Below are 13,152 nucleotides of genomic sequence, written 5' to 3' on the forward strand. Positions count from 1 at the left end.
TTAGGGGATGAAATAGAAGAAAAAACTTCCAAATCAAATAAAGAGGTTTTTGTTATAGATAAATCATCATCTAGACCTTTAAATATAAACTCTATAGAAACTATAAAAGAGCAAAGATTTTCAACTTGTATAAACGAGTTAGATAGGGTTTTAGGTGGAGGAGTAGTTAAAGGATCATTAGTTTTAGTCGGAGGGGATCCAGGTATTGGTAAGTCAACATTACTTATACAAGTTTCAAGTAACGTTGCTAATAGCGGTAAAAAAGTTTTATACATATCAGGAGAGGAATCTGCATCTCAAATAAAAATGAGGGCTCAAAGATTAGGAATAAAGTCCGATAATTTATATATATTTGCTGAAAATAATTTAAGTATAATAGAAGCTCATTTAGAAAGTGTAAATCCAGATTTAATTATATTAGACTCAATACAAACTGTTTTTAGTCCTGAAATTACATCTGCTCCAGGTACTGTAAGCCAGATAAAGGAAGGTACTTCGAGATTTATGAAAATTTCTAAAAAAATGGGTATATCAACCTTTGTAGTTGGACATGTAACTAAAGAAGGTGCACTAGCAGGTCCGAAGGTGTTAGAGCATATGGTAGATACTGTATTATATTTTGAAGGAGAACGATTCAATACGTATAGATTGATAAGAGCTGTAAAAAATAGATTTGGGTCTACAAATGAATTAGGTGTATTTGAGATGAGAGAAGTAGGTTTAGTTGAAGTAGAAAATCCATCTAAAATACTTATAGCTGAAAAACCTAAAGATGTAGCAGGATCTATAATTATATCTACGGTAGAAGGTACCAGACCAATGCTTTTAGAGTTACAAGCATTAGCATCACCTACTAGTTTTGGTATTCCTAAAAGGACAGCTACAGGGGTAGATTACAATAGAGTATCGTTACTTATGGCTGTGCTTGAAAAGAGAGTTGGTATGCAAATACAAAATCAGGATATATATATAAATGTTGTTGGAGGAATAAAAATTAATGAGCCGTCTATAGATCTCGGCATAGTTATGGCAATAGCTTCTAGTTTTAGAAATATACCTATAGATGGAAATGTAGCAATTACAGGAGAAGTTGGATTAACAGGAGAAGTAAGAGCGGTGAGTTTTATAGAAAAGAGAATCGCAGAATGTAAGAAGTTAGGTTTCACTAAAATCGTTATTCCAAAGAGCAATTATGAGGCAGTTAAAGGTGTAAAAGGGATAGAGATATGTCCAGTGGATAGTGTAAGACAAGCTATAAATATGGTATTAGGAGGAAATAGATAAAATGGATGATTTTTTTAGTGGAAAAAAAGCAATTAGAACGCTAAAAATGATATCTCCTGGTACAGACCTTAGATTGGGAATAGACCATGTTTTAAAGGCTAAAACAGGAGGACTTATTGTAATTGCCGATAGCGATGAGGTTATGAGCATTGTTGATGGAGGATTTGCTATAAATGCAGAATATTCTCCAGCATACTTATATGAGCTAGCTAAAATGGATGGAGCTATAGTTTTAAGTTCAGATATAAAGAAGATACTCTTTGCAAATGCTCAACTTATACCAGATTACTCAATTGAAACATCTGAAACTGGAACAAGACACAGAACTGCTGAAAGGGTTGCAAAACAAACTGGAGGAATTGTAATAGCTATATCTCAAAGAAGAAATGTTATAACTGTATATCAAGGGGATAAGAAATATGTAGTAGAAGATATATCAAAGATATTTACTAAGGCCAATCAAGCATTACAAACTTTAGAGAAATATAAGTCTGTTTTAGACCAAGCTATAATAAGTTTAAATGCACTAGAATTTAAAGACTTCGTAACTTTGTATGATGTTGTACTCGTAGTTCAAAAGATAGAAATGGTTATGAGAGTGACAAATATAATTGAAAAGTATATAGTAGAATTAGGTGTGGAAGGTACACTTTTGAGTATGCAGGTTGAGGAACTAATGGGAACAACTAAAATAGATCAAAGCCAAATACTAAAAGATTATAAAAGAAATGATATGAATTTAGCTGAATTTAAGAAAAAAATTATATCATTATCATCAGAAGAGTTACTTGATTTAGCAAATATAGCAAAAATGTTAGGATATACAGGTTTTTCAGAAAGTATGGATATGCCTATTAGACCAAGAGGATATAGAATATTAAATAAAATACATAGATTGCCTAGTGCTATAATTGAGAATTTAGTTAATTATTTTGAAGATTTTCAGGATATACTATGTGCAACAATTGAAGATTTAGATGATGTTGAGGGAATAGGCGAAATAAGAGCAAAATATATAAAAAATGGACTTATAAAAATGCAAGAATTATCACTTATAGATAGACATATATAATATATTATGTCAAATTTGAAACAATATTGTGCTTGAATATAGTTAATAGTTTGATTATAATAAGAAAATATTAAGGAAAAAATATAGGGGGTGAAAATTTGGTATCTAAGATAATAAGAGCGATACTTACATTAGTAGGATTCGTGTTAGGTATGACAACGTATATATCATTAGTTCAAAAATTTCCTCAAATTTCGTTAGGATCAGAGCTATATGTATTTATAATTTCTATAGTTATTGGAGTAGTAATAGGTTTTGTATTCTTTATAATAGCTCCTTGGATTATGAACAAATCTAAGAAAATAGCAAAAGCTATGGATAGAGAAATTTCTAAATATCCTCAAACAGATATAATATTAGGAACAATAGGATTAATAGTTGGTTTTGTTATAGCTTATCTTGTAAGTCAATTAATATTGATGTTAAAGATACCTGTAATAGGAAGCTTACTATCTTTATTTACATATGTATTTTTAGGTTATTTAGGTAGTAGAATAGCACTAAAGAGTAAGGATGATATTTTTAACTTAAACAAGTTAACTAGGTTATCTGTAAATAAGGACAAGAACTCTAAAAAAGAAGAAAAAAGTATACCACCTAAAGTTTTAGACACTAGTGTTATTATAGACGGTAGAATTGCTGAAATATGCCAAACTGGGTTTATAGAAGGGAAACTTGTAATTCCTACTTTCGTTCTAGATGAATTAAGACATATAGCAGACTCTTCAGATGACTTAAAAAGAGTTAGAGGGAGAAGAGGATTAGATATACTTAACATAATTCAAAAAGAATTAAATATTGAAGTTGAAATAAGCAACAGAGATTTTGATGATATAGCAGAAGTTGATGCAAAATTATTAAAGTTGGCTGAAACACTTGGGGGTAAAGTTGTTACAAATGACTACAACTTAAACAAGGTAGCTCAAGTTCAAGGTGTTGAAGTTCTTAATATAAATGAATTAGCTAATGCAATTAAGCCAGTAGCGATACCTGGTGAACATATGATAGTTCAAGTTGTTAAAGAAGGTAAGGAATCTAATCAGGGTATAGCCTATTTAGATGATGGTACTATGATTGTAGTAGATGGTGGAAAGAAACATATGGGAGAAACTATAAGTGTTTTAGTTACATCGGTATTACAAACACCAGCAGGAAGAATGATATTTGGAAAACCTAAAGTTGATTAGTTAAAAGTCTTCAGGATAAAAGTTCTGAAGGCTTTTTTTGATAAAGTGTATTGAATTTTCTAGTTTATCAAAATTTAATTATTACTATGGTAAAATATATTTAAGTTATTTATTCGTATATTGTAAGAGGTGAGTTTATGAATGGTGTTGTAATAGTAGCAGCAGGAACTGGAAGTAGGATGAAGAAAGATATAAATAAGCAATTTATAAAGCTAAATAATAAAGAAATTGTAGCACACACTATAGACAAATTTTATAATAATGAAAATATAGATGATATAGTTGTTGTTATAAGAAAAGATGAAGAAGAATACTTTAATAAAAATATTAAAGAGAAATATGGATTTACAAATATAAAAGTAGCACATGGAGGAAATGAAAGACAAGATTCTGTGTTCAATGGAATAAAAATGTTAAAAAAAGAATGTGATGTAGTACTAATACATGATGGTGCTAGACCTTTTGTGACAGATGATATAATAAAAAGATCTATAGATGAAGCTAATGAGTATAATGCTATAGTTGTTGGAGTTAAGGTAAAAGATACGATAAAAGTAGTAAGTGATAATGGAAATATTGTAGACACTCCAAACAGAAGTTATTTATGGGCAGTACAAACTCCTCAGGTTTTTAAATATGATATTATAACAAAAGCATACGAAGATGCATGTAATAACAATTACTATGGAACTGATGATGCAATGTTAGTAGAAAGAATAGGTTATAATGTTAAAATGATAGAAGGGTCATATAATAATATAAAAATAACTACACAAGAAGACTTGGAATTTGGAGAGCAAATTCTAAAAAATATATAATTTCGGAGGATAAAAAATGAGAGTAGGAATGGGATATGATGTTCATAAGCTAGTTGAAAATAGAAAGTTAATACTAGGTGGAGTTGAAATAGAGCACCAAAAAGGATTATTGGGGCACTCAGATGCAGATGTTTTACTTCATGCAATAATGGACTCTATACTAGGCGCATTAGCACTTGGGGATATAGGTAAACACTTCCCTGATACAGATGAAAAGTATAAAGGTGCAGACAGCATGAAATTATTAGAGCATGTATATAATTTAATAAAAGAAAAAGGATATGCTATTGGAAACTTAGATGCGACAATTATAGCACAAGCCCCTAAAATGGCTCCACACATACAAAAAATGAGAGAAAATATAGCAAGAGTTTTAAATACAGATATAAACAATGTAAATGTTAAAGCAACAACAGAAGAAGGATTAGGTTTCACAGGGAACAAAGAAGGAATTTCATCGCAAAGTATTTGTTTATTAATTAACATTGACAATTAGAAATAAATTCTATAAAATTATTATAAATAATGTATCAAAAAGTTCGCCAAGAACATAATAGTAGGTATAACAAAAGCTTACTAAAATGCAATTAGATACGTTGACAAGGTATATTAATTACTATAAAATAGAATCAATTATTTATAATTAAAAAGCTAAGAAGAGAAATAGTAAAAGATAGTATTTTTTACAGAGAGGAAACACTTGGTGAAAGTTTCTAAAAATTATTCTTTGAACCAGTCTCAGAGCTTAAGAATGGTAAAAAGTTCTTACGGGAAGGACCGTTACATCCTATAAAGAGAATTGATAAAATTACTTATCAATTAACTAGAGTGGTACCGCGGAAATATAACCTTTCGTCTCTATATTGAGATGAAGGGTTTTTTTGATTATAAAAAAATTCAATAGGAGGAAGAAAATATGAAAATGTCAAGAATGTTTATGCCTACTTTAAGAGAGGTTCCAGCAGATGCAGAGATAACTAGTCATCAGTTAATGATGAGAGCTGGTATGATAAAGAAAATGTCATCAGGGGTATACAATCAATTACCTATGGGAATAAGAGTTTTCAAAAAAATAGAAAATATAATAAGAGAAGAATTAAATAAAAAGGGATGTCAAGAAATATTATGTTCTGCATTAATTCCAGCTGAATTATGGCAAGAGTCTGGAAGATGGGATGTAATGGGAGCAGAAATGTTTAGATTAAAAGATAGAAATACTAGAGATTACTGCTTAGGACCTACTCATGAAGAAGTTTTCACAGATATAATAAGACAAGAGATTACTTCATATAAACAATTACCTTTAAACTTATATCAAATTCAAACTAAATATAGAGATGAAAGAAGACCAAGATTCGGAGTAATGAGAACTAAGTCTTTCACTATGAAAGATGCATATAGCTTTGATACTGACGAAGCTGGATTAGATAAATCATATCAAGATATGTATGATGCATATACAGAAATATTTAGAAGATGTGGATTAGAAAATAGTCCAGTTCAAGCTGATTCAGGAGCTATAGGAGGATCGACTTCAGCGGAGTTTATGGTTAAATCTCCAGTAGGTGAAGATGAAATAGTATTCTGTACTGGTTGTGATTATGCAGCAAACATAGAAAAAGCTAACTCAGTAGATGATTTAAAAGCTAAAGAAGAAATGAGAGAATTAGAACCAGTTCATACTCCAGGAGTAACTACTATAGAACAATTGTGTGAGTTCTTTAATACAACAGCAGATACATTTGCTAAAACATTAATATATGAAGCAGATGGAAAGACAGTTGTTGTTTTAGTAAGAGGAGATAGAGACGTTAATGAAGTTAAAGTTGCTAACGCTATAGGTGAAGTTATAGAATTTGATTTAGCAAGAGAGGAAGTAGTAAAAGAATTAACTAATGCTGAAGTTGGATTTGCTGGACCAATAGGAATGAAAGCAGATTATGTATTTATAGATAAAGAAGTAGCAGAGCAAAGTAACATAGGGGTTGGTGGAAATAAAACTGATTACCATATAAGAAATGCTAACTTTAGTAGAGATTTTGATGGTGTAGTTGGAGATTTCAGAAATGTACAAGAAGGAGATAAATGTACATGTTGTGGAGCGCCACTTGAAATAGCTAGAGGAGTTGAAGTTGGTCATATATTCAAATTAGGTACAAAATACTCAGAAACTATGGGAGCTAAATTTATAGATAAAGATGGTAAGAGTAAACCAATAGTTATGGGATGTTATGGTATAGGTGTTGAAAGAACTGCAGCAGCAGTTATAGAACAACATAATGATGACAATGGCATAGTATGGCCTTTAGCAATAGCTCCATATCATGTAGTTGTAGTTCCTGTAAATATTAAGAAAGCTGAGCATATGGAAGCAGCTGAGAAGATATACAATGAATTAACAGCTATGGGAGTAGAAGCATTATTAGATGATAGAGATGAAAGAGTAGGGGTAAAATTCAAAGACTCTGAATTAATAGGTATACCTATGAGAATTACAGTAGGTAAAGATATAACTGATGGAAAAGTTGAGTTTAAATTAAGAGACGAAGCAGAAAAAGAGTTAATATCTTTAGACGAAATAAATGATAAAATAAAAGCTGAATTTGCTAAAAATGAAGTTAAGTTAGGATAGTTTAAATTAAAATAGTATATATAATCCACGAAGTTATTAACATTTTGAATAAAATGTGGATATATATACTATTTAATTTTGTATAAAAATACAATTATCCACAGGTGGAAAATTTAAAAAATAGGGTAACTATAGTAATAGTAATATAAAGTTTTTATTATAAATACTTATTAAGTTTGGTATTATAATAGATATTAAGATTATTTTAGGAGGTAAAGTTATGAATGTAAGAGTAAGATTTGCTCCAAGTCCAACAGGATTTGTTCATATAGGTAGTTTAAGAACTGCATTATACAATTATCTATTTGCAAAAAGAATGGGTGGAGAATACATATTAAGAGTTGAAGACACTGATAGAACTAGAATTGTTGATGGTGCAATAGAAAATATGCTAGAAGCAATGTCATGGGCAGGAGTTAACCATACAGAAGGAGTTATGTTAGATGAAAATAAAAATGTAACTCAAGTTGGACCATACGGACCATATATACAATCTGAAAGATTAGACATATATAAAGGTTATATACAAGAATTATTAGATAGTGGAAAAGCATACTACTGTTTCTGTTCAAAAGAAAGATTAGATGAAGTTAGAGAACAACAAAAAGAAGCTGGAGAAACTCCAAAGTATGATGGCCATTGTAGAAATTTATCAAAAGAAGAAGTAGAAGCTAAATTAGCAGCTGGTGAAGAACATGTAATAAGATTAAAATTACCTGAAAATCATGTTATAAAGTTTACTGATTTAGTAAGAGGAGAAACTGAATTTAACACTGATGAGTTAGATGATCAAGTACTTATAAAAACTGATGGATTCCCAACATACCATTTCGCAGTTGTTGTAGATGACCATATGATGAAAATAACACATGTTATAAGAGGAGAAGAATGGATATCATCTACTCCAAAGCATGTATATTTATATGAAGCATTTGGTTGGGAAGCTCCTACATTTGTGCATCTTCCAAATATACTTAATAAAGAAAAGAAAAAATTAAGTAAAAGACATGGAGATGTTGCTGTAGAAGACTTCAAGAGAAAAGGATACTTACCAGAAGGATTAGTAAACTATGTTGCTTTAGTTGGTTGGTCTCCAGAAGATAATCAAGAATTATTTACTATGAAAGAATTAGAAGAACACTTCTCTGTTGAAAGAGTTTCTAAGAGTGGAGGAGTATTTGATACAGATAAATTAAATTGGGTTAACCAACATTATATAAAAGATGCTTCAGATGAATATATAACTGATTTAGCAATACCTTTCTTAATAGAAGCTGGATACATAACAGAAGAAGATGCTAAAAATAGATATGAATTTGTAAAAGCTATGGTTTCTGTTGTTAAAGAAAAATTACAATATGTAAAAGAAGTAACAGATCACGTAAATATATTCTTTGGAGACAAAGTAGAGTTAGAAACAGAAGAATGTCAACAATTCTTAAAATTAGAGCATATGCCAACATTAATAAATGCATTAGAGGAAAAAATTAATGCTGCAGACGAAATAAGTGAAGAGTTCTTTAAGGCGATGTTTAAAGAAATACAAAAAGAACATGCAATAAAAGGTAAAAATTTATTCATGGGAACTAGAATAGTATTAACTGGACAAATGCATGGTCCAGATTTACCAAAAGCAGCTGCTGTTATAGGTAAACAAACATGTTTAAATAGAATAAAATATGTAAAAGAGAATTTATTATAGTAAAAATTATAGTAAAAAATCTCACCTTTTATTAGGTGAGATTTTTTTTATGTAGTTTTTTGAAGAAAGATTACAACCTAAAAATAAAGGGATTTTGCACAGTTAAACTAAATATATTTTAAATAGTTTATTATTAAAACAATGTATATTTTTAGGAGGATTGTATGAGTATAGATATTAACGAAATAAAGGAGGAACTAGATCAACTTTGTAAAGACTACATAGACATAGTTAGTAAAATGAAAAATAAGAAAATCATTAATGATGATATATATTTAAATTGTGTATCTAATAAAATAGAATTTTTAGAAAAAAATGATCTAATTAAAACTAAATAGTTTGTTTATAAAAGCCCGAGGGTATAATAGTAGTACTATTAATTCGGGCGAATATAAATTATAATAGATTATATAGTTAGATTTATAAATTAAACAATGGTGAGGTGAATATTATGAAGTTATACAATACGTTAACTAGGACAAAAGAAGAATTTGTACCAATCGAAGAAGGAAAGGTAAAGATGTATGTTTGTGGACCTACAGTTTACAACTTCTTCCATATAGGAAATGCTAGACCCTTTATAATATTTGATACATTTAGAAGATATTTAGAATATAGAGGTTATGATGTAAAATATATTCAAAACTTTACTGATGTAGATGATAAAATAATAAAAAGAAGTAATGAAGAGGGAATAGCTCCGGAGCAAGTTGCTGACAAGTACATAGATGAATATTTTAAAGATGCAGATGGATTAGGAATAAAAAGAGCTACTGTTCATCCAAGAGTTACTGAGAATATCAATGAAATAATAGAATTTATAAAAGAATTAGAAGAAAAAGGATATGCTTATGCAGTAAATGGAGAAGTTTATTTTGATACTCAAAAATTTGAAGGATATGGAAAATTATCTAAACAAAATCAAGAAGACCTAGAAGCAGGAGCAAGAATAGAAGTAAACTCTCAAAAAAGACATCCTATGGATTTCGTATTATGGAAGCCTAGAAAAGAAGGAGAGCCAGGATGGGAAAGTCCATGGAGTGTAGGTAGACCAGGTTGGCATATAGAGTGCTCTGTTATGTCTAAGAGATACTTAGGAGATACTATTGACATACATGCTGGAGGGCAAGATTTAGCATTCCCACACCATGAAAATGAAATAGCTCAAAGTGAAGCTAGAAGTGGAAAGACTTTCTCTAACTACTGGATACACAATGGTTATATAAATATAAATAATGAAAAAATGAGTAAGTCTAAAGGTAACTTCTTTACAGTAAGAGATATAGCAGATAAGTATGATTTAGAAGTTGTAAGATTCTTTATGCTATCAGCTCATTATAGAAATCCAGTAAACTTTAGTGATGAAATGTTATCTCAGTCAAGAGCTGGATTAGAAAGATTATATAATACAAAAGAAAAATTAGAATTTACATTAAGTAATCTAAAAGTAACAGATATAAAAGAAGACGAAAAAAGTTTAAGTGAAGAATTAAATTCATTTAGAGAAAAATTCATAGTTGCTATGGATGATGATATAAACACAGCTGATGCTATAAGTGTTATATTTGAATTAGCTAGATTTATAAACACTAATGTAAATGAAGAGTCATCAATAGAGTTTGCTAAGATGTGCTTAACTGAATTTGAGGAATTAACTAATGTTTTAAATATAGTTAATAAAAAACAAGAAGAAGTTTTAGATGCTGATATAGAAAAGTTAATACAAGATAGGGTTGATGCAAAGAAAAATAAAGATTTTGCATTAGCAGATGAAATAAGAAATAAGTTATTAGAAATGGGAATTGTTTTAGAAGATACAAGACAAGGAACTAAATGGAAAAGGGTGTAATAATGGAAAATGTAAACTTAGCTACGGTATCACCACTGGTTCTTGCTTATTTAGGAGATACTGTATATGAATCACATATAAGGGAGTATCTTATAAATAGAAATGTAAATAAGAAAGTTAATGATTTGCATAAGACAGCTATAAAATATGTAAAAGCTAAGGCTCAAGCAAATGTGATTCTTACTATTGAGGAATCATTGACTGAAGAAGAACACAGAATATATAAAAGAGGACGTAATCAAAAGTCTCATACTACACCTAAAAATGCGGATATTATAGACTATAAAAATGCTACTGGATTTGAAGCTTTAATAGGATATCTTCATATGAAAAAAGATTATGAAAGATTGAACTATATAATTCAAAAAGCAATTGAAATAACAGAAGAGAGCATATAATAAAAAAGAGCTATCTCTATGTAGAGATTAGCTCTTTTTTATGCTTATATAAAAATTTATGTTAATCTAAAAAACTCCATTTTTAGACGAAATAATGTATAATAATATAATAAACTATTAAAGGAGGTACACACATGAAAGTTAAAGTAATAGCACACACACCTGAACCAGAAAAAGTGATATCAATGGCAGCAAAATTATGTTATTCATCTGTAGGAGTAGATGAAATAGAACAAAATTTAACTGATGAAAGTGTAGAAAAATTTTTAAATATGTTAATAAATATAGGACATGAATCTCCGTTAGAGCATGTCACATTTACATTTGCTGTAGAAGGGATATCAAGAAGTTGTTCACATCAAATTGTTAGACATCGTATAGCAAGTTTTTCTCAACAAAGTCAAAGATATGTTAAGCTAGATCAATTTGAGTATATAGTTCCTCCTGAAATAGAGAGTATCGAGGAAGCTAAAGAATTATTTATAGATGCTATGAATAAAGATCAAGAAGCTTATGACAAATTAGTGGATATATTATTTGAAAAACATTATAATAATTTAATCAAATGTGGAAAAAATGAGAAGGAAGCTAAAAGAAATGCAGAAAAGAAAGCAATAGAAGATGCAAGATATGTTTTTCCTAATGCATGTGAAACGAAAATGGTATTTACAATGAATACTAGAAGTTTATATAACTTCTTTAATCATAGATGTTGTGAAAGAGCACAATGGGAAATTAGAGAGTTATCTATAGAAATGTTAAGACAGGTAAGATTAATAGCTCCTATATTATTTAAGAATATAGGGCCAAAGTGTATAAAAGGACCTTGTCCAGAAGGAAAAATGACTTGTGGAAATATTGTTCAAGTAAGAGAAAAGTTTAATAATTTATAGGCGGTGAAGAGTTTGGCAATTATAGAAGGTAGAAACCCAGTTATAGAAGCTATAAAAAACGATAGAGAGATAGATAAAATAATGATAGCGAATGGGGCTAAAGAAGGCTCTATAAAAAAGATAACTGCAATGGCAAAAGAAAAAAATATAATAATACAATATGTAGATAGAAATAAATTAGATGAAATAAGTACTAGTCATTCACATCAAGGTGTAATAGCTAATGTTAGTGAATATAAATATTTTGAACTAGATGATCTAATTCAAAATGCAAAAGATAAGGGAGAAGACCCATTTTTTATAATATTAGATGAAATAACAGATCCTCATAATTTAGGATCAATAATAAGAACAGCGGATGCAGTAGGTGCACATGGAGTTATAATTCCAAAGAGAAGATCAGTTCATATAACACCTACAGTTGTAAAGGCATCTGCAGGGGCCGTAGAGTACGTACCGGTTTGCAAGGTAACTAATATAGTTAATACAATAAAAACATTAAAAGATCACGGATTATGGATTGCAGCCGCAGATATGGATGGACAAACATTTTATGAGCAAAACCTAACAGGGCCTATAGGTCTAGTAATAGGAAGTGAAGGGTTTGGTATATCAAGGCTTGTTAAAAAGAATTGTGACTATATAGTAAAAATGCCTATGGTAGGAAATGTTACTTCACTAAATGCATCAGTTGCAGGAAGTATACTTTTATATGAAATATTCAAACAAAGAATAGGCTCTAAATAAGGTAATGAAAAGAAAGTTTAATCATTATCTAATAATTGATGGATATAATATTATAAATGCATGGGAAGAACTTAGACGTATTTCAGTAGAAGATTTAGATGCATCTAGGGAAAAATTAATTGATATAATCATTGAATATGCAGAATTTTCAGGCCAAAAAGCCATTATTGTTTTTGATGCATATAATGTTAAAAGCTCTATGGAAAAAATAGAAAATAGAAAATATATAACAGTGGTTTACACAAAAGAACATCAAACAGCAGATAGTTATATTGAAAAATATATAACATCTTTATCTAAGTATGATGTTGTAAAAGTAGCTACAAATGATTATGCTGAACAGCAAATAGTATTAGGTAAAGGAGCATCTAGAATATCAGCTAGAGAGCTTAAATTAGACATAGAAGACGCCAAAAACAAGATAAGAAGTAAACAAATAGGGTCAGAGCGCAAAATTCAAAGAAATTGGTTAGAAGATAGATTAGATAAAGAAACTTTGTCGAAACTTGAGAACATTCGTAGAAACCGTTGAAATTACTAAGTTTAATAAACTATAATATACCTATGAAA

Annotated in this window: 13 protein-coding genes and 1 other annotated feature; all 13 genes read left to right on the forward strand. The window is 29.6% G+C overall.

All coding sequences use genetic code 11. From position 1 onward, the window contains the following. Positions 1-1,284, forward strand: a 1,284-nt coding sequence (gene radA / locus VN21_RS11960; protein ID WP_046823489.1) for a DNA repair protein RadA, incomplete at its 5' end; no start/stop codon positions are given. Between the two features lies 1 nt (position 1,285). Continuing rightward, positions 1,286-2,356, forward strand: coding sequence for a DNA integrity scanning diadenylate cyclase DisA (disA, locus tag VN21_RS11965; protein WP_046823490.1), 1,071 nt, complete (start codon positions 1,286-1,288; stop codon positions 2,354-2,356). Positions 2,357-2,454: 98 nt separating this feature from the next. Beyond that, positions 2,455-3,543, forward strand: coding sequence for a PIN/TRAM domain-containing protein (locus VN21_RS11970; RefSeq protein WP_046823491.1), 1,089 nt, complete (start codon positions 2,455-2,457; stop codon positions 3,541-3,543). A 137-nt stretch (positions 3,544-3,680) separates the two neighbouring features. Further along, positions 3,681-4,361, forward strand: a complete 681-nt coding sequence (ispD, locus tag VN21_RS11975; protein ID WP_046823492.1) for a 2-C-methyl-D-erythritol 4-phosphate cytidylyltransferase — start codon at positions 3,681-3,683, stop codon at positions 4,359-4,361. Positions 4,362-4,377: 16 nt separating this feature from the next. Next, positions 4,378-4,857 (forward strand): 2-C-methyl-D-erythritol 2,4-cyclodiphosphate synthase, encoded by a 480-nt coding sequence (gene ispF / locus VN21_RS11980; protein ID WP_046823493.1) that lies wholly within the window; start codon positions 4,378-4,380, stop codon positions 4,855-4,857. Between the two features lie 148 nt (positions 4,858-5,005). Next, positions 5,006-5,224, forward strand: a binding site (T-box leader). Between the two features lie 53 nt (positions 5,225-5,277). After that, positions 5,278-6,993, forward strand: a complete 1,716-nt coding sequence (locus tag VN21_RS11985) for a proline--tRNA ligase (protein ID WP_046823494.1) — start codon at positions 5,278-5,280, stop codon at positions 6,991-6,993. Between the two features lie 220 nt (positions 6,994-7,213). Next, positions 7,214-8,695, forward strand: coding sequence for a glutamate--tRNA ligase (gltX, locus tag VN21_RS11990; protein ID WP_046823495.1), 1,482 nt, complete (start codon positions 7,214-7,216; stop codon positions 8,693-8,695). 164 nt (positions 8,696-8,859) lie between these two features. Further along, on the forward strand, positions 8,860-9,033 hold the full coding sequence (locus VN21_RS18700; protein ID WP_161794395.1) for a hypothetical protein: 174 nt from the start codon (positions 8,860-8,862) through the stop codon (positions 9,031-9,033). 113 nt (positions 9,034-9,146) lie between these two features. After that, entirely contained in the window at positions 9,147-10,544 is a 1,398-nt protein-coding gene (gene cysS, locus VN21_RS11995) for a cysteine--tRNA ligase (RefSeq protein ID WP_046823496.1), read from the forward strand. Further along, positions 10,529-10,942, forward strand: coding sequence for a Mini-ribonuclease 3 (locus tag VN21_RS12000; RefSeq protein ID WP_025162206.1), 414 nt, complete (start codon positions 10,529-10,531; stop codon positions 10,940-10,942). Before cysS ends, VN21_RS12000 begins: the two co-directional genes overlap by 16 nt. Before the next feature lie 134 nt (positions 10,943-11,076). Beyond that, a complete protein-coding gene (thyX, locus tag VN21_RS12005) occupies positions 11,077-11,835 on the forward strand; it encodes an FAD-dependent thymidylate synthase (RefSeq protein WP_046823497.1) in 759 nt (252 codons plus the stop codon). A 12-nt stretch (positions 11,836-11,847) separates the two neighbouring features. Then, positions 11,848-12,582: a 23S rRNA (guanosine(2251)-2'-O)-methyltransferase RlmB gene (gene rlmB, locus VN21_RS12010; RefSeq protein ID WP_046823498.1), complete on the forward strand. Its 735-nt coding sequence runs from the start codon at positions 11,848-11,850 to the stop codon at positions 12,580-12,582. Positions 12,583-12,586: 4 nt separating this feature from the next. After that, positions 12,587-13,114, forward strand: coding sequence for an NYN domain-containing protein (locus VN21_RS12015; RefSeq protein WP_046823499.1), 528 nt, complete (start codon positions 12,587-12,589; stop codon positions 13,112-13,114). The last annotated feature ends 38 nt before the right edge of the window (positions 13,115-13,152 follow it).

Source organism: Paraclostridium benzoelyticum, assembly GCF_001006285.1.
Classification (GTDB): domain Bacteria; phylum Bacillota; class Clostridia; order Peptostreptococcales; family Peptostreptococcaceae; genus Paraclostridium; species Paraclostridium benzoelyticum.

Bases quoted from the DNA above. Each gene is read 5' to 3' on its own strand.
- disA (WP_046823490.1), top strand. From the start codon at position 1,286: ATGGATGATTTTTTTAGTGGAAAAAAAGCAATTAGAACGCTAAAAATG.
- ispD (WP_046823492.1), top strand. From the start codon at position 3,681: ATGAATGGTGTTGTAATAGTAGCAGCAGGAACTGGAAGTAGGATGAAG.
- ispF (WP_046823493.1), top strand. From the start codon at position 4,378: ATGAGAGTAGGAATGGGATATGATGTTCATAAGCTAGTTGAAAATAGA.
- VN21_RS11985 (WP_046823494.1), top strand. From the start codon at position 5,278: ATGAAAATGTCAAGAATGTTTATGCCTACTTTAAGAGAGGTTCCAGCA.
- gltX (WP_046823495.1), top strand. From the start codon at position 7,214: ATGAATGTAAGAGTAAGATTTGCTCCAAGTCCAACAGGATTTGTTCAT.
- VN21_RS18700 (WP_161794395.1), top strand. From the start codon at position 8,860: ATGAGTATAGATATTAACGAAATAAAGGAGGAACTAGATCAACTTTGT.
- cysS (WP_046823496.1), top strand. From the start codon at position 9,147: ATGAAGTTATACAATACGTTAACTAGGACAAAAGAAGAATTTGTACCA.
- VN21_RS12000 (WP_025162206.1), top strand. From the start codon at position 10,529: ATGGAAAAGGGTGTAATAATGGAAAATGTAAACTTAGCTACGGTATCA.
- thyX (WP_046823497.1), top strand. From the start codon at position 11,077: ATGAAAGTTAAAGTAATAGCACACACACCTGAACCAGAAAAAGTGATA.
- VN21_RS12015 (WP_046823499.1), top strand. From the start codon at position 12,587: ATGAAAAGAAAGTTTAATCATTATCTAATAATTGATGGATATAATATT.